This is a genomic window from Caballeronia grimmiae (genome assembly GCF_022879615.1).
Lineage (GTDB): Bacteria > Pseudomonadota > Gammaproteobacteria > Burkholderiales > Burkholderiaceae > Caballeronia > Caballeronia grimmiae.
Genome location: NZ_CP084271.1, coordinates 2,530,363 through 2,550,132 on the forward strand (window position 1 = coordinate 2,530,363; position 19,770 = coordinate 2,550,132).

The 19,770-nt window shown below is 62.9% G+C and carries 18 protein-coding genes; 1 reads left to right on the forward strand and 17 read right to left on the reverse strand.

The window, feature by feature from the left end:
- Window positions 1–95 precede the first annotated feature (95 nt).
- Window positions 96–923, forward strand: coding sequence for a formate dehydrogenase accessory sulfurtransferase FdhD (gene fdhD / locus LDZ21_RS12115; RefSeq protein WP_244793528.1), 828 nt, complete (start codon window positions 96–98; stop codon window positions 921–923).
- 6 nt (window positions 924–929) lie between these two features.
- Here the strand turns inward: fdhD and LDZ21_RS12120 are convergent, their stop codons facing one another.
- From LDZ21_RS12120 to LDZ21_RS12200, 17 genes are all read right to left on the reverse strand, one after another.
- Entirely contained in the window at window positions 930–1,694 is a 765-nt protein-coding gene (locus LDZ21_RS12120) for an enoyl-CoA hydratase (protein WP_244793529.1), read from the reverse strand.
- A gap of 59 nt (window positions 1,695–1,753) precedes the next feature.
- Window positions 1,754–2,953, reverse strand: coding sequence for an acetyl-CoA C-acyltransferase (locus LDZ21_RS12125; RefSeq protein WP_244793530.1), 1,200 nt, complete (start codon window positions 2,951–2,953; stop codon window positions 1,754–1,756).
- Between the two features lie 25 nt (window positions 2,954–2,978).
- Window positions 2,979–5,408, reverse strand: coding sequence for a 3-hydroxyacyl-CoA dehydrogenase/enoyl-CoA hydratase family protein (locus tag LDZ21_RS12130; RefSeq protein ID WP_244793531.1), 2,430 nt, complete (start codon window positions 5,406–5,408; stop codon window positions 2,979–2,981).
- Between the two features lie 663 nt (window positions 5,409–6,071).
- Window positions 6,072–7,862 (reverse strand): acyl-CoA dehydrogenase C-terminal domain-containing protein, encoded by a 1,791-nt coding sequence (locus LDZ21_RS12135; RefSeq protein ID WP_244793532.1) that lies wholly within the window; start codon window positions 7,860–7,862, stop codon window positions 6,072–6,074.
- Between the two features lie 67 nt (window positions 7,863–7,929).
- Entirely contained in the window at window positions 7,930–8,625 is a 696-nt protein-coding gene (locus tag LDZ21_RS12140; protein WP_035961729.1) for a TetR/AcrR family transcriptional regulator, read from the reverse strand.
- A 261-nt stretch (window positions 8,626–8,886) separates the two neighbouring features.
- Entirely contained in the window at window positions 8,887–10,167 is a 1,281-nt protein-coding gene (locus tag LDZ21_RS12145; protein WP_244793533.1) for a phospholipase D-like domain-containing protein, read from the reverse strand.
- Window positions 10,164–10,640 carry a dihydroneopterin triphosphate diphosphatase gene (gene nudB, locus LDZ21_RS12150; protein ID WP_244793534.1) on the reverse strand — a complete coding sequence of 159 codons (477 nt, stop codon included), beginning with the start codon at window positions 10,638–10,640 and terminating at the stop codon, window positions 10,164–10,166. Before nudB ends, LDZ21_RS12145 begins: the two co-directional genes overlap by 4 nt.
- Window positions 10,641–10,754: 114 nt before the next feature.
- Window positions 10,755–12,557, reverse strand: coding sequence for an aspartate--tRNA ligase (gene aspS, locus LDZ21_RS12155; RefSeq protein WP_244793535.1), 1,803 nt, complete (start codon window positions 12,555–12,557; stop codon window positions 10,755–10,757).
- An 88-nt stretch (window positions 12,558–12,645) separates the two neighbouring features.
- The gene (locus LDZ21_RS12160) at window positions 12,646–13,311 is read right to left on the reverse strand and encodes a DUF502 domain-containing protein (RefSeq protein ID WP_035961735.1); all 666 of its coding nucleotides are present in this window, start codon (window positions 13,309–13,311) and stop codon (window positions 12,646–12,648) included.
- Between the two features lie 160 nt (window positions 13,312–13,471).
- Window positions 13,472–13,822 (reverse strand): FmdB family zinc ribbon protein, encoded by a 351-nt coding sequence (locus tag LDZ21_RS12165; protein ID WP_035961737.1) that lies wholly within the window; start codon window positions 13,820–13,822, stop codon window positions 13,472–13,474.
- A gap of 132 nt (window positions 13,823–13,954) precedes the next feature.
- Window positions 13,955–14,563 carry a methyltransferase domain-containing protein gene (locus LDZ21_RS12170; protein ID WP_244793536.1) on the reverse strand — a complete coding sequence of 203 codons (609 nt, stop codon included), beginning with the start codon at window positions 14,561–14,563 and terminating at the stop codon, window positions 13,955–13,957.
- Window positions 14,560–16,134: a ubiquinone biosynthesis regulatory protein kinase UbiB gene (gene ubiB / locus LDZ21_RS12175; protein WP_035961741.1), complete on the reverse strand. Its 1,575-nt coding sequence runs from the start codon at window positions 16,132–16,134 to the stop codon at window positions 14,560–14,562. Before ubiB ends, LDZ21_RS12170 begins: the two co-directional genes overlap by 4 nt.
- A gap of 20 nt (window positions 16,135–16,154) precedes the next feature.
- Window positions 16,155–16,814 carry a ubiquinone biosynthesis accessory factor UbiJ gene (locus tag LDZ21_RS12180; protein ID WP_244793537.1) on the reverse strand — a complete coding sequence of 220 codons (660 nt, stop codon included), beginning with the start codon at window positions 16,812–16,814 and terminating at the stop codon, window positions 16,155–16,157.
- 221 nt (window positions 16,815–17,035) lie between these two features.
- Window positions 17,036–18,040 carry a Tim44 domain-containing protein gene (locus tag LDZ21_RS12185; RefSeq protein ID WP_244793538.1) on the reverse strand — a complete coding sequence of 335 codons (1,005 nt, stop codon included), beginning with the start codon at window positions 18,038–18,040 and terminating at the stop codon, window positions 17,036–17,038.
- A 26-nt stretch (window positions 18,041–18,066) separates the two neighbouring features.
- On the reverse strand, window positions 18,067–18,798 hold the full coding sequence (ubiE, locus tag LDZ21_RS12190; RefSeq protein WP_244793539.1) for a bifunctional demethylmenaquinone methyltransferase/2-methoxy-6-polyprenyl-1,4-benzoquinol methylase UbiE: 732 nt from the start codon (window positions 18,796–18,798) through the stop codon (window positions 18,067–18,069).
- Between the two features lie 83 nt (window positions 18,799–18,881).
- Window positions 18,882–19,292, reverse strand: coding sequence for a gamma-butyrobetaine hydroxylase family protein (locus LDZ21_RS12195; protein ID WP_244793540.1), 411 nt, complete (start codon window positions 19,290–19,292; stop codon window positions 18,882–18,884).
- Between the two features lie 21 nt (window positions 19,293–19,313).
- Window positions 19,314–19,748 (reverse strand): HIT family protein, encoded by a 435-nt coding sequence (locus LDZ21_RS12200; protein ID WP_035961746.1) that lies wholly within the window; start codon window positions 19,746–19,748, stop codon window positions 19,314–19,316.
- Window positions 19,749–19,770 lie beyond the last annotated feature (22 nt).

Genomic DNA, 19,770 nt, shown 5'->3' on the forward strand with positions numbered 1-19,770 from the left:
CCTGTGAACGAGCGCGGGCAGCAAGTCCATAGAGCAAGCCCTATACCCGGACTCTAACGAAGTCCTCGTTCGTGCAGCAACGGAGTGCAAGTCAAGTGAATCAACTCGAAACCGAAGATCAGCCGGGCTATATCGAGCGGCAGGTGCGCAGGCATCGGCGCGGCGAACTCGCCGTTGCAAGCGATAACGTCGGTCAGGAATGGCCCGTTGCGCTGGTGTTCAACGGCATCTCGCACGCGGTGATGATGTGCACGCCGCGCGATCTCGAAGCGTTCGCAATGGGCTTCTCGCTGACCGAGGGCATCGTCGAGCGTGGAAGCGACATTCACGATATCGAAGTCTATTACCGCGACGATGGCCACACGCTGCCGCATGCCGAAGTGCATCTGCAAGTCGTGCAGCAGGCGTTTCTTGCGCTGAAGGACAAGCGCCGCGCGCTGGCGGGCCGCACCGGTTGCGGCGTGTGCGGAATAGAAAGTATCGACTTGCTGGATCTTCAGCCGGAGCGCGTGCCGGATACCGGCTTTCTAACGCGGCTTGCGCCCGATGCGATCGAGCGCGCGGCGCGCGAGTTGCCCGCGCATCAGCGTTTGACGAAGCTGACGGGCGGGCTGCACGCTGCGGCCTGGTGCGACGACACCGGCGCCGTCCGATTGGCGTTCGAAGACGTGGGACGGCATAACGCGCTCGACAAGCTCATCGGCCAGCTCGTGCTGCAGCGCGTTGATACGACGCAGGGCTTCGTGTTCCTGTCGAGCCGCGCAAGCTACGAGCTCGTGCGCAAGTCGGCGCGCGTGGGCGTGCCGATGGTCGTCACCATCTCTGCGCCGACATCGCTGGCCATCGGCATCGCGAAGCAGGCGGGCTTGCGGCTGGTGAGCTTCGCGCGCGAGAACAGCTACGTGGAATACGACGTGGAATGACCGGCTTCACTGGAACTTCGTGAAATCCGCCTTCCGCTTCTCGAAGAACGCCGCAAACGCTTCCCGCGCTTCCGGCGCGACGAGCATCCGCGAAAAGTGCGCCGCTTCCTCGTCCATGCGTGCGGGCACTTCAGCCGACTGCTCGCCTTTCATCAGCGCTTTCGTCGCACGCAGCGAAGCGGCCGGCAGCGCCGCGAGCCGCCGTGCGCGCTCGAACGCGTAGGCATCGAGTTCGGCGGCATCGACCACGCCGTTGACGAAGCCCATGCTCACCGCTTCATCGACGCTGAACGCTTCGCCCAGCAGCAGCTTTTCCGCCGCCCGCTGATATCCTGCGATGCGCGGCAGCAGCAGACTCGACGCCGCCTCCGGACATAACCCAAGCTGCACGAACGGCAGCGAGAATTCCGCGTTCTTCGCGGCATAGACCATGTCGCAATGCAGGAGCATCGTCGTGCCGACACCGACCGCCACGCCCGATACCGCCGCGACGACGGGCTTCGGCATGCCGGACAGCCGCCGCAGGAACTGGAACACGGGCGCGTCCTGCTCCTTCGGCGGGTCGTTGAGAAAGTCTTCGAGATCGTTGCCCGCGCTGAACGCGCCGCCGTTGCCGCGCAGCAGAACGGCGCGCACGTCCGGGTCTTTCTCGGCTTCGTAGAGGCCGTCGGCCATTTCCTGATACATCGCCGCGGTGATCGCGTTCTTCTTGTCGGGACGATTGAGCACGATGCTCAGCACGGCTTGCGCGCGTTCGATGACGATATCCATTCCGCTGTCTCCTTCCGATGGCGGCGTCCGCGAGCATCGCGCCCGCGGACGGTTCAAGGTCAAACGCGCTCGATGATCCCCGCCGCGCCCATGCCGGTGCCGACGCACATCGTCACCATGCCGTACTTCAGGTTGCGGCGGCGCAGCCCGTGAACGACCGTTGCCGAGCGGATTGCGCCGGTCGCGCCGAGCGGATGCCCGAGCGCGATGGCCCCGCCGAGCGGATTCAGCTTCGACGTGTCGAGACCCAGATCGTTGATGACCGCGAGCGATTGCGCCGCGAACGCCTCGTTCAGCTCGATCCAGTCCATATCGTCCTGCTTCAGCCCTGCTGCCTTCAGCGCGGCCGGAATCGCTTCCTTCGGCCCGATGCCCATGATCTCCGGCGGCACGCCGCGCACGGCGAAGCTCACGAAGCGCGCGAGCGGCGTCAGGTTGAACTGCTTCAGGATCTTTTCCGACACGACGATCAACGCGCCCGCGCCATCCGATGTCTGCGAGCTGTTGCCCGCCGTCACGGAGCCTTTGTTCGCGAACACGGCGCGCAGTTTCGCGAGACCTTCGAGCGTCGTGTCGGCGCGCGGGCCTTCGTCGAATGCGATCTCGCGCGCATTCACGCGCACTTCGCCGCTTTCAAGATCGGGGAAGCGCTCGTTGAGCATGTACGGGGCGATTTCATCGGCGAATTCGCCCGACTGCTGCGCGGCCAGCGCACGGCGATGCGACTCCACCGCGAACGCGTCCTGGGCCTCGCGGCTCACCTTCCAGCGTTCGGCCACTTGCTCGGCCGTCAGCCCCATGCCGTAAGCGATGCCGATGTCCTCGCTGCGATCGAAGATATGCGGCGACAGCGACGGCTTGTTGCCCATCATCGGCACCATGCTCATGGATTCGCAGCCGCCCGCGATGATCGCGTCGGCCTCGCCCACGCGGATGCGGTCCGCCGCCATCGCGAGCGCCGTCAGCCCCGATGCGCAGAAGCGGTTCACCGTCACGCCGCCGACCGTCTTCGGCAGCCCGGCGAGCAGCGCGCCCATGCGCGCGACGTTCAAGCCCTGCTCCGCTTCCGGAATCGCGCAGCCGACGATCGCGTCTTCGATCACGTTCGTATCGAGCCCCGGCACTTGCGCGACGGCCGATCTGATCGCGTGGACGAGCAGTTCGTCCGGGCGCGTGTTCCTGAACACGCCGCGCGGCGCCTTGCCGATCGGCGTGCGGCTCGCGGCGACGATGTATGCTTCCTGAAGTTGTTTGCTCATATCAAGCTCCGATGTTCCGCGCGCCTTAGTTGCGAACCGGCTTGCCGGTCTGCAACATGCCCATGATCCGTTCCTGCGTCTTTTGCGTGCCCAGCAGTTCGATGAACGCCCGCCGCTCGAGCGCGAGCAGCCATTCTTCATCCACGAGACTGCCGCCTTCGACGTCCCCGCCACACACCGCTTCAGCGATGCGGCTCGCGATCAGAAAGTCGTGCGCGCTGATGAAGCGTCCATCGCGCATGTTGACGAGCGACGCCTTGATCGTCGCTATCGCCGAGCGGCCCGCCACCGGCACTTGCTTCACGCGCAACGGCGCGCGATAACCCGCGTCCGACAGCGCCCGCGCTTCCTTCTTAGCGATGTCGAGCAATTCGTGCACGTTGAACACGATGGTGTCCGACGGCTTCAGATAGCCCATCGCGCGTGCTTCGAGCGCGGAGCCGGAGACTTTCGCCATCGCCGCGTTCTCGAACGGCTTCTGCAGGAACTTGAGCAGATCGCTCGTTGCGTTGACGGCGCTCGCAGCTTCCGCTGCGCGCAACGCGGCTTCCTTCAGGCCGCCGCCCGCCGGCACGAGACCGACGCCGACTTCCACGAGCCCGATGTAGCTCTCGACATGCGCGACGCGCTTCGCCGAATGCAGCAGCAGTTCGCACCCGCCGCCGAGCGCAATGCCCGATACCGCCGACACCACCGGCACGTTCGCGTACTTCACGCGCAGCATGCCTTGCTGGAACTTCTTCACGAACGGTTCGATGCCTTTCGCGCCGCCCATCATGAAGGCGGGCATGGCTTCTTCGAGATTGGCGCCTGCCGAGAACGCGCCGCCCGGCGTGCCGAGCGTGAGCGACGCCGGCTGCCAGATGACCACGCCGCGGTATTCCTTCTCGGCGAGTTCGATGGCTTGCGTGAGTCCGTCGATGACGCCGGGACCGATGGTGTTCATCTTCGTCTTGAACGAGACGATCACGACATCGCCCTGAGCATCGTCGAGCCAGGCGCGCACGGCGTCGGTTTCGAAGAGCGTCTTGCCGTAGGTCTTGGGATCGGCGCCGGTTTCACCGATGAGCGGTGCGCGGAACACCTGCTTGCTGTAGACGGGCAGCGTCGAGCGCGGCTCGAAGCGCTTCGACTTCGGCGACCACGAGCCTTCGTCGGTATGGACACCGCCTTTCTCCGCGACGGGGCCGTCGAGCACCCACGCGGGCAGCGGTGCGCTGGAGAGTGCCTTGCCGGCGTCGATGTCTTCCTGCACCCACTTCGCGATCTGCTGCCAGCCGGCTGCCTGCCAGCTTTCGAACGGACCCTGGCTCCAGCCGAAGCCCCAGCGGATGGCGAGATCGACGTCGCGCGCGTTGTCCGCGATCGATTCGAGATGCACCGCGATGTAGTGGAACACGTCGCGGAAGATGGCCCAAAGAAATTGCGCCTGCTTGTTGTCCGTCTCGCGCAGCAGCTTGAAGCGTTCGGCGGGCGGGCGCTTGAGAATGTGGCCGATGATCTCGTCCGCCTTCGCGCCGCCATCGACGTATTGCGCTGTTTTCGGGTCGAGGACCTTGATCGCCTTGCCTTCCTTGCGATAGAAGCCTGCGCCGGACTTTTGGCCGAGCGCGCCGTTCTTCACCAGTTCGGCGAGCACGGGCGGCGTCGTATAGACGGGGAAGAACGGATCGTCGGCGAGGTTGTCCTGCATCGTCTTGATGACGTGCGCCATCGTGTCGAGGCCGACGACATCGGCGGTGCGGAAGGTTGCGGATTTCGCGCGGCCTAGGCGTGCGCCGGTGAGATCGTCGACTTCGTCGAAGCGCAGGCCGAACTTTTCCGCTTCGGCGATGACGGCGAGGATCGAGAAGACGCCGACGCGGTTCGCGATGAAGTTCGGCGTGTCCTTGGCGCGCACGACGCCTTTGCCGATGACGCTCGTGAGGAACGTTTCCAGTTGATCGAGGATTTCCGGTTTCGTCGATGCAGTCGGAATGAGTTCGACCAGATGCATGTAGCGCGGCGGATTGAAGAAGTGCACGCCGCAGAAGCGGGATTTCAGTTCTTCATCGAAGCCGTTCGACAGTTCGGTGATCGAGAGGCCGGACGTGTTGCTGGCGAAGATCGCGTGCGGCGCGATGTGCGGCGACACTTTCTTGTAGAGATCGTGCTTCCAGTCCATGCGCTCGGCGATGGCTTCGATGACGAGATCGCATTCTTTCAGTTTCTCGATGTCGTCGTCGTAGTTGGCCGCTTCGATGTATTGGGCGTCGTCTTTGATCCCGAGCGGCGCAGGGGACAGCTTCTTGAGGTTCTCGATTGCCTTCAGCGCGATGCCGTTCTTTGCGCCTTCCTTTGCGGGAAGATCGAACAGCAAGACGGGCACGCGGGCGTTGATCAGATGCGCAGCGATCTGCGCGCCCATCACGCCGGCGCCGAGCACGGCGACTTTGCGGATGTTCAAGGTGCTCACTTGGGTTACCTCTCCGGTTGGGGTTTTTTGCTTTCGCGGCGCGTTGGGGTTCGGTGGATTTGATGCGGTGTTTTGCGTTTCTTTTCAGTAGCCGCCTCCCCGGCGGGGGGGTCACTTTCTTTGCTGCTGCAAAGAAAGTAACCAAAGAAAGCAGCTTTTTCTGAGCTGCCCTAAGCAACAATAATGCAGCCACTTCGTAGAACCTCGGTGGCACTCAGCTTGATAAAGCCTTGAATCACCTTCCACGCCCACTGAGCACATACGTCCTGCGAGCCCTTTGGCTCGTTAACACCCAACGTATTTCACTGCCTCGCCACTCTCGGTTGCTTCTGTACTTTCAATGCCGAGCAGTACGCGGTTTAGAAGTTCGTCGCTCGTGCTGCGCTTCAAAGGTTGCGTCCACGTCAACCGCCCGTTGGTTTTGTCGAGCCAAGGGGCTCGGAGGACGTGGCGCTCAGCGGGCGTGGAAGGTGATTCAAGGCTGCTAATTAATTCGAGTGCCACTGAAGTTCTACGGAGTGGTCACCCATACTGTGCTTCGGGCCTAAAAAAGCTGCTTTCTTTGGTTACTTTCTTTGCAGCGGCAAAGAAAGTGACCCCCGCCCCGGGGAGGGGCGCACTAATAGACCGACACGAATACAAGTTCCAGGAAACGATAAAACCTCAAAACCAAGCCTCATCAAACTCCATCAAAGACTTAGCCCCCGAGCGCGCGGCGCGAATAGTAGAAGCGGTCTCAGGCAGCAGCTTGGCAAAGTAGAACCGCGCAGTAGCCAGCTTGGCAGCATAAAAAGCATCAGACGAGGAACCTGCGCGATCCAGCGCCACCCTCGCCATCCGAGCCCAGAAATAAGAAAACACCAGATGCCCGACAGTCCGCATGTACGGCACGGCAGCAGCCCCGACTTCATCAGGATTCTGCATGGCCTTCATGCCGATCTCCATCGTGAGCTTCTGCACCTTCTCGCCGATATCGGCAAGCGGATTGATGAACTCCTGCATCTCGGGCTTGATGCCCTCTTCTTCGATGAATGCCGCCACGACCTTGCCAAAAGCCTTCATCTTCACGCCCATGTCGCCGAGAATCTTGCGTCCAAGGAGATCGAGCGCCTGAATCGAATTCGTCCCTTCGTAGATCATGTTGATGCGCGCATCGCGCACATACTGCTCCATGCCCCATTCGGAAATGAAGCCGTGCCCGCCGTAAATCTGCACCGCGAGATTGGTGCCTTCGAACGCGTTATCGGTGAGAAACGCCTTGATCACAGGCGTCAGCAGCGCGACGAAATCCGCCGCCTCGCGGCGCACCGATTCATCCTCGTGCGACAGTTCCTTGTCGATATTGAGCGCCGCCCAATACGCGAACGCACGCCCCGCCTCGGCATACGCCTTCTGCGTGAGCAGCATGCGGCGCACGTCCGGATGAACGATGATCGGATCAGCCGCCTTGTCCGGCGCCTTGGGACCGGTGAGCGCGCGCATCTGCAGACGCTCCTTCGCATACGCGAGCGAGTTCTGATACGCGACTTCCGTCAGGCCCAGCCCCTGCATGCCGACGCCCAGACGCGCCGCGTTCATCATCACGAACATGGCGTTCAAGCCCTTGTTCGATTCGCCGACGAGCCAGCCCTTCGCGCCATCCAGGTTCATCACGCACGTGGCGTTGCCGTGGATGCCCATCTTGTGCTCGATCGACCCGCACTTGATGCCGTTGCGCTCGCCGATCGCGCCGTTCGCATCCGGAACGAACTTCGGCACGATGAAGAGCGAGATGCCCTTCGTGCCCATCGGCGCGCCGGGCAGACGCGCAAGCACCAGATGCACGATGTTCTCCGCCATGTCGTGCTCGCCGCTCGAAATGAAGATCTTCGTGCCGGTGAGCGCGTAGGAGCCATCGCCGTTCGGCTCGGCCTTCGTGCGCAGAATGCCGAGATCGGTGCCGCAATGCGGTTCGGTCAGGCACATCGTGCCCGTCCACACGCCTTCGACCAGCTTCGGCAGATACACCGACTTCTGCTCCGGCGTGCCATGCGCGTGCAGGCACTCGTATGCGCCATGCGACAGGCCGGGGTACATCGTCCAGGCCTGATTCGCGGAGTTCAGCATTTCGTACAGCGCATTGTTGACGAACGCAGGCAGGCCCTGCCCGCCGAATTCGGGATCACAGCCGAGCGCGGGCCAGCCCGCCTCGACGTACTGGCGATACGCCTCTTTGAAGCCCGACGGCGTCTTCACGACGCCATCGCCCTCATACGTGCAGCCCTCGCGGTCGCCCGACTGGTTGAGCGGAAACACGACCTCCGAGCAGAACTTGCCGGCTTCCTCGAGCACCTGATTGATGGTGTCCGCATCCAGCTCGGCATGCTTCGGCATGCGCTTCAGTTCGGCTTCAACATTCAGCAATTCGTGCAGCACGAACTGCATGTCGCGAAGGGGGGCGGCATACTGTCCCATGAGTCTCTCCAGTTACTCGAGCTGGTCGTTGCGCGCCGCCGAACCCTTCACGATTCAGCCAGCGCCGCTAACGACTCCCGTGTTGATGCGAAGTCAGATTCGCCGACACACTCGCGCCTCCCAGTGCGCCCGGCTCGATTGCCTGCCGTGCGCCGCCATCGGCGGATATGTTCGACGTCTGATACGAAACGATCGTCTTCTCCAGCGCGTCCCGCGTCAGTTGCACGGCCCCCGGCATATGCAGGAAACGCGCGTCGTGATGCAGGCCGAGCGTGAAGCTGTACAACTCGAAAAGCATCAGTTGCGGATCCGTCTCCGGTTTCAAATGCCCTTCGTCCTTCGCCTGGCGAATCGCCCGCAACAGCGCCTCGCGCCAGGTGGTCACGCTGTTCACGAGCTGCTCGCGCACCGCACTCGCCGCGCGGTCGTCATACTCGACCGCCCCGCTGATGTAGATGCAGCCCGTCGTCACTTCCTCGATGCGCTTCTCCATCCAGCGGCTCATCATCGCCCGCAATCGCGGCAAGCCGCGCGGTTCGCGCAAGCTCGGGAAGAACACTTCGTCCTCGAAACGGCGGTGGTACTCGCGCACCACTTCCACTTGCAAGTCCTCGCGTGAGCCGAAATGCGCAAACACGCCGCTTTTGCTCATTTGCATCCGCTCGGCCAGAAGGCCGATCGTCAACCCTTCCAGCCCGTCCCGGCTTGCCAGATCCAACGCTGCGTCGAGAATCGCGGCCCGCGTCTGTTCGCCTTTTCGCATGATCCCTACCGTCCTCTCGTGACCCGATTGAAAACGAACGGCCGTTCTATTATTGTCGCCGATCGCCGGTGAAACAAGCAATTTATTAGAAAGCCATTTCTAACTCTTAGTCGAAGTCAATGAGACGAATCTCAAACTCGACCTGATGATTGTCGCTTTTTATGCATGGACTGCATGTAAGTGACTGCCCGACTTCCCATTTCGTGGGAGCATACTTGACGCCCGGCATCTATTCTGCCCCGCTCCCTGCCTTTTCTGGTTTTAATCGTATTGGCCGATGGTGATCACTTTCATCATCGCGCGGTAGCTGTTGTAGGCGAGCCAGCTTAAAACGCGTTCGGTCAGCGGGCGCGAAGCGTAACGCTTTTCGTCGATACGGCTGCCTTCATCAAACGCCTGAAGAATGGCGTCGTGCAATCCCGCGATCTCCGGGTGATTGACGAGCACCATGTTCGCTTCGTTGTTCAGGACGAGCGAGAGCGCGTCGAGGTTCGAGGAGCCGATCGTCGCCCAGTCGGCGTCCACGACAGCGACCTTGCCATGAAGCATCGTCTTCTCATATTCGGCGATGCGCACGCCGTGCTTTAGCAGGTTGCCATACAAAAAAGGCGTCGCGTAGTCGAGCGCGACGAATTCCTTGCGCCCGATCACAAGGGAAACGCGCACGCCGCGCTGCGCCGCGTAAACGAGCGCGCGCCGCAGTTTGCGGCCCGGCATGAAGTAGGGATTGGCGAGCAGCACTTCGCGCTCGGCATGGGCGATAGCCCGCAGGTAGGCCTTCTCGATGGCGCGGCGGTTCAGCAGATTGTCGCGCGCAACGAACGCGACGCACGGGCGGTCCACCGCATGGATTTCGCCGAGGCGCGCGCGCTGGCGTGCACGCCTCGCACGGCGCGAGCTCCATCGGCTTTGCGGCGGCTCCGCATCGCAGTCCGCCGTACGCGGCTCGCGCGGCTTGACGCCAAGCCGGATGCGGTCCCATTGAACGTCGAATGCATCGCGCACGTCCTTGACGACGGGCCCCTTCGCTTCCATCGCGAAGTCCCAGCGCGGCTCCTCGAGTCGCGTTCCGTTCTGGTCGAAGTCATCGACGATATTGATGCCGCCGCAAAACGCGTAGGTCCCGTCGATGACCGCGAGCTTGCGATGCGTGCGCGAAAAGCCAAGCGGCCCGAACAGCAGATGCGGGTTATAGATGCGATGATCGACGCCGCTTTCCTTCCATTGCGCAAACATCGGCAGATTGCGTTCGGTGCCGACGCCATCGGTAATCACGCGCACCGTCACGCCGCGCACCGCCGCGCGCACGAGCGCATCGGAAACGGCGCGGCCGCTGTCGTCGTTGGCAAAGATATACGTTTCGAGCGACACGTACTCCTGCGCATGGTCGATCCGCTCGATCAGCGCAGGAAAAAACTGCACGCCGCCTTGAAAAATGCGCACCTCGTTGCCGACGGTGAAGCAAAGCCGTGGCGGACGCCGCCCGGAAAACAGCGCCTGGCGCAACCGTTTGAATTTGCGCCGCGGCCGAACACCGATCATCGGCTATGCGCCGCAAGGCGCTCGGGCAGTTGGAGGATGGCTTCGCGGTTCGACCACGAGAAGCAGCGGTCGGCGGCTTCGCGCAGCGGCAGCCAGAGATGGGACGTGTGTTCGCGCGGCGCGAGTGTCACTTCCAGACAGTGCGGCACACAGAGACTGAACTGGTGTTCGGTGTTGTGCATGACGCCTTCCGCATAGCGATGCCGCCACTGCGGATAGATCTCGTACTGGATGCTGTGATGCCAGTCGAGCAGCGCGGCGTCCGGCACGAGCGTGCTGCCGATGATGATTCCCGTCTCTTCCTGCACTTCGCGCGCGGCAGTCTCGATAAGCGGTTCGTCGATCGTGTCTTTCGAGCCTGTCACGGATTGCCAGAACCCTTTGTGGTCCGCGCGCTCGATGATGAGGACATCGAGGTCGGGCGTATGAATGACGACCAGTACCGATTCGGGGATTTTGGGCGGCTTCTGCATGACGTGAGGAACGCGCTTTCGTTATGTCTTTGGCCCGGAAACTGTAACGCAAAAAACGAAAAAGGCGCGGGCCAAAACGGTCCCGCGCCTTTCTCATTCCGACAAATGCGACGCTTACTGCGCTTTCTGCTCCGGCTGACGCAGACGGATATGCAGTTCGCGCAACTGGCGCTCGTCCACTTCGCTCGGCGCTTGCGTGAGCAGGTCCTGCGCGCGCTGCGTCTTCGGGAAGGCGATGGTGTCGCGGATCGAATCGGCGCCCGACATCAGCGTGACGACACGGTCCAGACCAAACGCGATGCCGCCGTGCGGCGGCGCGCCGTACTGGAGCGCGTCGAGCAGGAAGCCGAACTTGAGGCGCGCTTCTTCCGCGCCGATCTTCAGCGCGCGGAACACCTTGCTCTGCACGTCTTCCTGGAAGATACGCACCGAACCGCCGCCGATTTCCCAGCCGTTCAGCACCATGTCGTACGCCTTGGCGAGGCAGCGGGCAGGATCGGTTTCGAGGTATTCGAGGTGCTCGTCCTTCGGGCTCGTGAACGGATGGTGCGCGGCCACGTAGCGGTTCTCTTCCTCGTCGTACTCGAACATCGGGAAGTCGATCACCCACAGCGGCTTCCAGCCGGTTTCCAGCAGACCGTTCGACTTGCCGAATTCCGAATGACCGATCTTCAGGCGCAACGCACCGAGACTGTCGTTCACGACCTTCGCGCGATCCGCCGCGAAGAAGATGATGTCGCCGTTCTCGGCGCCGGTGCGCTCCATGATCGCGGCGAGCGCGGCGTCATGCAGGTTCTTGACGATCGGGCTTTGCAGGCCGTCGCGGCCCTTGGTCTTGTCGTTGACCTTGATCCACGCCAGGCCCTTCGCGCCGTAGATGCGCACGAATTCCGTGTAGCCGTCGATATCGCCACGCGACAGCTCGCCGCCCTTCGGCACGCGCAGCGCAGCGACGCGGCCGTCCTTGGAGTTCGCCGGCATGCTGAACACCTTGAAGTCGACGTCGCGCACGGCGTCGGTCAGGTCGGCGAATTCGAGCTTCACACGCAGGTCGGGCTTGTCGGAACCGAAGCGGCGCATCGCTTCCGAGTACAGCATTACCGGGAATTGCTCCGGCAGCGCGACATCCATCGTCTCCTTGAAGACGTGGCGGATCATGTTCTCGAACAGATCGCGAATTTCCTGCTCGGTGAGGAACGAGGTTTCGCAGTCGATCTGCGTGAATTCCGGCTGACGGTCGGCGCGCAGGTCTTCGTCGCGGAAGCACTTGGTGATCTGGTAGTAACGGTCGAAGTTCGCGACCATCAACAATTGCTTGAACAATTGCGGCGATTGCGGCAACGCGAAGAACTGGCCCGCGTTCACGCGCGACGGCACGAGGTAGTCGCGCGCGCCTTCCGGCGTGCTCTTCGTGAGCATCGGCGTTTCGATGTCGATGAAACCCTGCTCGTCCAGATACTTGCGCACTTCCATCGCCACGCGATAGCGCAGTCGCAGGTTCTTCTGCATCTGCGGGCGGCGCAGGTCCAGCACGCGATGCGTGAGGCGCGTGGTTTCCGAGAGGTTGTCGTCGTCGAGCTGGAACGGCGGCGTGACCGATGCGTTCAGCACCGTCAGCTCATGGCACAGCACTTCGATCTTGCCGCTCGTGAGGTTCGCGTTGGCCGTGCCTTCCGGACGGTTGCGCACGACGCCCTTCACTTGCACGCAGAATTCGTTGCGCACGCCCTCGGCGACGCTGAACATCTCGGCGCGGTCCGGATCGCAGACGACCTGAACGAGCCCTTCGCGATCGCGCAAGTCGATGAAGATAACGCCCCCGTGATCGCGGCGGCGATGGACCCAGCCGCACAGCGAGACGGTTTGGCCCAGCAGGGCTTCGGTCACCAGACCGCAGTATTCAGATCGCATCGACATGATGTGTGTGTGTTTCGTTGTTCGTTAATCAACGGCTCGCGTGCGGGTCGGCTCTTCGTCGGCTCGATTCCCGGCGCGCGCGCCGGCATTACATCGGCGGCTCGGTGGGGCGGCGCGCGGGCGCAACCGGCGCGAGCGGCGCGCTCGGAGCGGGGGCGACCACGCCCATCGAGACGATGTATTTCAGTGCCGCGTCGACGGTCATGTCCAGTTCGACGACCTCGCTCTTCGGCATCATCAGGAAGAAGCCGGAGGTCGGGTTGGGCGTCGTCGGCACATAGACGCTCACGTGATCTTCCTTCAGATGGTTCAGCACGTCGCCGCCGGGAATGCCGGTCAGAAAGCCGATCGTGTAGGAACCCTTGCGCGGATATTCAATCAGCAGCGCCTTGCGAAACGCATTGCCGCTCGACGAGAGCAGCGTGTCCGACACCTGTTTGACGCTGGTATAAAGCGGGCCGACGACAGGAATATGACGAACGATCGCGTCCCACCACAGTACGAGCTTCTGCCCGATGAAATTTTGCGTGAGCAGGCCGACGATGAAGATGAACGCCAGCGTCAACAATGCGCCCAAGCCCGGCAAGTGGAAACCGAAAACACGCTCGGGCTGCCACGCGGACGGCAACAGCAGCAGCGTCTGGTCCATCGTTCCGATCACGAGGCCGAGCACCCACAGGGTGATGGCAAGCGGCACCAGCACGAGCAGGCCGGTGAGGAACACGGTTTTGAGCGTAGTCTTTTTCGTCGTCACGTTGTAGTCGGTATGGTCGCTGCGAGCGGTTGAGCGGGCTGGGCGTGGGGTGAGCGCGGCGCTCGCGCTTGCTGCGGCTCGTGCGCGTCCCGGAATGCGCGGCGGTCCGAGCCGTCGGCCGCCGCGACTTCAGCCGCGCCGCACGTCTGGCGCTCGGGCGTCAGGCCGCGTCCGACGAGCTGGACGATGCCGGCGCAGCGGCGGCGGGCGTTGTGCTTGCAGGCGTCGACGCATCGGATGACGACGCGGCGCCAGCGTTTGCGCCATCGCTCGCGGCAGCCGTTTCGCCGGCTTTCGCCGTCGCGGCATTCGACGAGCCGCCGTTATTGCCGCCGCGGAAATCGGTGACGTACCAACCCGAACCCTTGAGCTGGAAACCCGCCGCGGTCACTTGCTTGGAAAATGCGTCCTTGCCACAGGCAGGACATTGCGTGAGCGGTGCATCGCTCAGTTTCTGGAGCACGTCTTTTTCGTGGCCGCAGGATGCGCAGCGGTATGCATAAATCGGCATGGCACTCTTCCTACAATGATCTGTCGACGCTTGCAAAGCCTTGAATTATAGCCGCAAACCGCCCCGGGCCCGGATTTTTGGGCGCGTGGAGCCGTGCAGCATCGAGTCAGATGAGGGCGCGGTCGATGGATTTCAAGCGCGCCGCCAGGTCAGCCAGCGTTCGCGGCCGGCAAAGACGGGAAGCGAGCCGCTGACTTCGCGGTCGTCGATGAGTTCGAAATGCGGCGTGAGAAGCGCATCGAGTTCGTCGCGCTCGATGCCGAACGGCGGCCCTTTCGGCGTCGCGCCGATGAAAAAGAAGCCGGCCAGCAGCGCGCCCGGTTGCAACAGCGCCGCCATGCGGCCGGCGTAATCCGCCCAGCGAGCCTTCGGCAGCGCGCATAGAAACGCGCGCTCGTAGATCCAGTCCGGCGCAAACGGCGGCTCATACGAGAAAAAATCGGCCTGCTCAACGATATCCGCCCGCGCGCCCAACTGCCCGCGCGCCGCCGCGACGGCGCTTGCCGAAAAGTCGATCGCACGCACGGTGCAGCCGCGCTCGGCCAAAAACGACGCTTCGTAGGCGCTGCCGCAGCCGGGAATCAGCACCTTGCTGGCGCGAGGCTCGGGCAGCGCAGCCACGAACGACTGAAACGCCTCCGGCACGCCTGCCTGATCCCAGGGCGTGAAGCGTTGGTCGAACCGCTCGTCCCAGAAGCCGGGCGAGTCGGGATCGCGGTGAGTGAAAGTCGGATCGCTCATGGATAGCCTATCCACATTTGTGCGATGACCACGCCCGCGCCCGCCACCGTAATAAGCCCGGCGACCAGCAGCGTCATCAGCAGCCGGTTCGTGCGCTTTTGCTCGGCGAGCAACAGGCGCATCGTGTCTTCGTTGCCGCTTCTCGGCACGTCATGCCGTTCCGCGAGCAGATGATGGATCAGCCGCGGCAGTTGCGGGATCGTCTTGCTCCACTGCGGCGCTTCCATTTGCAGGCGTTCGTACCAGCCGCGCCAGCCGATCTGCGCATTCATCCAGCGTTCGAGGTAAGGCTTCGCGGTTTTCCACAGATCCAGTTCCGGATCGAGCGAACGGCCGAGACCTTCGACGTTGAGCATCGTCTTTTGCAGCAGCACGAGTTGCGGCTGAATTTCGACGTTGAAGCGCCGCGACGTCGAAAAGAGCCGCATCAGCACCTGTCCCAGCGATATGTCTTTCAACGCGCGATCGAAGTACGGCTCGCAGACAGCGCGAATGGCGCTTTCAAGTTCCTCAACGCGCGTGCTCGGCGGCACCCAGCCGGACTCCAGATGCAAGGTGGCGACGCGGTGATAGTCGCGCTTGAAGAACGCGAGGAAGTTCTGCGCGAGGTAGTTCTTGTCGAAGTCCGACAGCGCCCCGACGATGCCGAAATCCAGCGCGATGTAGCGTCCGAAGGTGGCCGGATCGAGACTGACCTGGATGTTGCCCGGGTGCATGTCCGCATGGAAGAAGCCGTCGCGAAACACTTGCGTGAAGAAAATCTCGACGCCCTCGCGCGCAAGCTTCGGAATATCGACGCCCGCGGCGCGCAGCGTCTCGACCTGGCTGATCGGCACGCCCACCATCCGTTCCATCACGAGCACGGTCGGCGCGGAAAGGTCCCAGTACATCTCCGGCACCAGCAGCAGGTCCAGCCCAGCGAAATTGCGCCGCAACTGGCTGCCGTTGGCGGCCTCGCGCATGAGATCGAGTTCGTCGTGCAGATATTTGTCGAACTCCGCGACGACTTCGCGCGGCTTCAGGCGACGGCCATCGGGCCACAGGCGTTCGGCCCAGATCGCAATGTCGCGCAGCAAGGCCAGATCGGAATCGATGACGGGCAGCATGCCGGGCCGCAGCACCTTCACCGCGACGGGCTTGCCCGCGTGCTCCCCGTGCTTGATCTTCGCGAAGTGCACCTGCGCGATCGACGCGCTCGCCACCGGCACACGCTCGAATTCGTCGAAAAGCTGTTCGATCGGCGCGCCGAGCGCCTTCTCGATTAACGACACCGCCTGGTTCGAATCGAACGGCGGCACACGATCCTGCAACTTGGCGAGCTCGTCGGCGATATCGACCGGCAACAGATCGCGCCGCGTCGAGAGCACCTGGCCGAACTTCACGAAGATCGGGCCGAGGCTTTCCAGCGCAAGTCTCAGCCGGATGCCGCGCTCGATGTCGAAGCGGCGGCCGAAGGTGGTGATGCGCATCAGATAGCGCACGCGGCGATCGTTGATGCCGCTCATCACCAGCTCGTCGAGGCCGAAGCGGACGATCGTGAAAAAAATCTTGAGGAAACGCAGAAAACGCATGGTCGGTTGGCTTCAGCTCGTTATTCGTGCGAGTCGCGCACGGACTCGCCGCCGGTCCGCGCTGAGGCGCCGCGGGCCGTGGGTTGTTGCTGGACTGCGTGTTCGATCCTCTCGATGCGCTTCTCGACGCGCGCCAGCGCATCGCGCGCACGCGAAAGCTCGGCGTTGAATGCATCGAGCGCGCTCTTGCGCACGAGTTGCGGGCGTTCGTCGAGCAGATATTCGGCGACCGAATCCAGCACATTGCGGCTCGTGCGCCGCGTCTGCTCCTGCACCGTCCGGGCGATGCGGCCGACGCGATGCGCGGGGGCGTCGCCGATCACGCGCGACAGGTCTTCCTCCGGATCCCACCGCAAATGTTCGGCCAGCTTCGCGAGCGTCGTCGCAAATTCGGCATCGCCTTCGATACGCACGTGCTTCATCACGGCCGCCTGTCCGCCTTGCAGGAATGCGGGAAGCGCGTCGAGCGGCACGGCGATGGTCACGTCGAAGACCGGCGTTTGCGTTTCGGTGATCGCCGCCAGAAGGCCGTCGGCTTGCGCGACGAGCGCAATCGAAACCGGCCCGCACACGAGCTTCACGCACTTGCCGGCATAGGGCTTGACGCGCTCGCGCGCCCACGGCTCACGCACCAGCAAATGATTGACGACCGCCGCGAACGCAGTGGACGCGGTCCTCAAGGCGGGATTCGTGGCGGGACGGGATGATTCGTGTGCGTTCGTCATCGGCTCTGAGATGAAAAAACCCGCGCAAGCGGCAGCTCGCGCGGGTTCTATTCTACGGTTTATAACCGCGCAGGCGGCGCGGTCATGCCGTACGGTGAGGCTTTTTGAAACAATGACGTCAGTTTGCCGCTAACGCACGGGCCGCAGCGCCTTTGGGCGTTGCGGCCCGCCATCGATCAGCTTACCTGCTGAATACCGGCCAGCAGCCAGCCTTCGTTGCCCGCCTTCTGCTTCGACAGGTTCCAGATCTCGACGAACGGTTCAGCCGCCGCCCCTTCCGACTCGCGGATCAGGCCGTGGAAGCGCACGCTCGCGAGGTATTCGCCTGCGCGGTCTTCGACGCCGAGCAGGTCGGCGTTCAGCTGCACGACGTCCGTGCGGTTCGGCGTGCTGCCGCGTGCATCGACGTCCAGCTTTACTTCGGCGAACATTTCGGGCGTCGTGAATTCGCGGATATCGTTGACGTTGCCGCGATCCCACGCGTCCTGCAGGCGCACGAAGTACACCTTCGCGTTACGGATGAACGCTTCGGTATCGAAGCCTGCCGGAACTTCCGGCTGCACGGCGGCCGTCGCCGGGGCATCGATCGCATTGCTGCCGAAACCGCCCGCCTGCGGCTGCAACGTGCGCGCCGGCTCCTGGTTCAGCCCGGTGCGTGCGGTCGTGTTGCCATAAGGCGAAGCGGAACCCGCGCCTGCGTAGGCCGGCGTGGCGTTGTTGCCCTGCCGCTTGCGCATGATGAAGCGGAACAGCATGACGGCCGCCAGCACGATCAACGCGATCATGATCATGTTCGCCATGGCGCCGGCGAAGGCTTCACCGAGGCCAAAGTGCGACAGCAGCGCCGCGATGCCGAGACCTGCCGCCAGACCGGCGATAGGCCCAAGCCAGCGATTACGCGCGGGCTGCGCTGCCGCCGGCGCGGCGGGCGCGGGTTGCGCGCGCTGCGGCTGCGCGGCCTGGCCCTGTTGCATCGACTGCGACGGCGGCGTGGCCTGATGTTGCTGCGTCGCCGTGGCGGACTGCCGGCCCATGCTGCGGCCGCTACCCATGCGCTTGGCTTCCGCCGTTTCCGCGAAGATTGCGCCGGCCGCAATAACGCCAGCCAGCGCCACGATTCCGGCCTTCCTGAAGAAGACGTTCAGGAAGCCCCGCGTTTGGGGTGAGCGCGAATCGGACATTTCTAATCCTTAAGTTGAGTGGAACATCAAAATTTTGTCCCGACGTGTAACGCTACCACGCCACCTGACAAATTGTAATATTCGACTCGATCCAAACCGGCTTGTTCCATCATTGTTTTCAAAGTTTCCTGGTCCGGGTGCATGCGAATCGACTCCGCCAGATACCGATAGCTGTCAGCGTCTTTCGCAACTTTCTCGCCCAGCCACGGCAACACCTTGAAACTAAACAGGTCGTACGGTTTCTTGAGCGGCTCCCACACTTTGGAAAATTCCAGCACCAGCAACCGGCCGCCCGGCTTCAGAACCCGCTGCATTTCGGCAAGCGCCCGATCCTTGTGCGTCATGTTGCGCAAACCGAAGGCAACTGTAATCACATTGAAATAATTGTCGGGAAACGGAATCTTCTCCGCGTCGCAAAGCAGCGTCGGCGTGATGACGCCTTTGTCCACGAGCCTGTCGCGGCCCACACGCAGCATCGATTCGTTGATGTCCGTGTGCCAGACCTCGCCGGTTTCGCCCGCCTGCTTCGCGAAGGCCATCGCCAGGTCGCCGGTTCCGCCCGCGATGTCCAGCACCTTGTAACCCGCCCGCACCTTCGCCTGCCCGATCGTGAAGTGCTTCCAGACGCGGTGCAGCCCGCCGGACATCAGGTCGTTCATCAGGTCGTAATTGCTCGCGACGGAGTGAAACACGCCCGCCACCTTTTTCGCCTTGTCCTGCTCCTCGACCGTGTCATATCCGAAGTGGGTCTTGCTCATCGCGCTCGTTCCTCGCCTGTTGTTCGTTATATGCCGTGCAATCGTCGCGCCGGCCATGCGGCGTTATGCCGCGAATCGTTCGTTCAGTGACAGTGGCCGCCCGACGCCTTCGCCGCCATCGGCGCGTCGCGGTCCATACCGGCGGCTTCCAGCTTCGCCAGATAGTCGCGCCACAGGGCGTCCTGCCGCGTCGCGAGATCGTAAAGAATGTCCCACGAATAAATGCCGGTGTTATGGCCGTCCGAGAAATTGAGCTGCAGCGCGTAATGGCCGACCGGCTCCACGCCGATGATGCCCACCTCGCGCTTGCCCGTCTGCAGGGTCTCTTGGCCCGGCCCGTGGCCCTGTACTTCGGCGGACGGAGAATAGACGCGCAGCAGTTCGAACGGCACGCGATACGACTCGCCGTCGCCGTATTGCAGTTCGAGCACGCGGGATTTCGAATGCAGAACGACGCCGGTGGGAATCGGCGTCGTCGATGTCAGTCCGCTCATGATGAGCCTTGTCTTTTGAGATTAATGGTGGCCGAACGCCTGATTCAGCTCGTTGCGGATGGCTTCGCGCAAGAGCGTCGCCTGCGCGCGGCGTTTGGATAGCTGCGCCTCGGAGACCGTGCGCTGACGCGGCGCCCAGATGGGAAGCGGGAAACGGGAATCGTTGGAAAAGCGAGGGATGACGTGCCAGTGAACGTGCGGCACCTGATTGCCGAGGCTCGCCAGATTGATCTTCTCGGGCACGAGCACGCGGCGCATTACGCGTTCGACGCCGTTGACGGCAGTCATCACGCGCATGCGGTCCGCGTCCGGCAGATCGGACATTTCGGCGACGTGCGCGCCCCAGACGACCCGGCACAGGCCCGGCCAGTCGGGTTCATCGGCGAGGACGACGCGCAATGCGTCGTCCGCCCACAGCACTTCGCCGCCGTCTTCACGGCAAAACACACAGTCCATCGCGACCCTCTAACGAAATCGA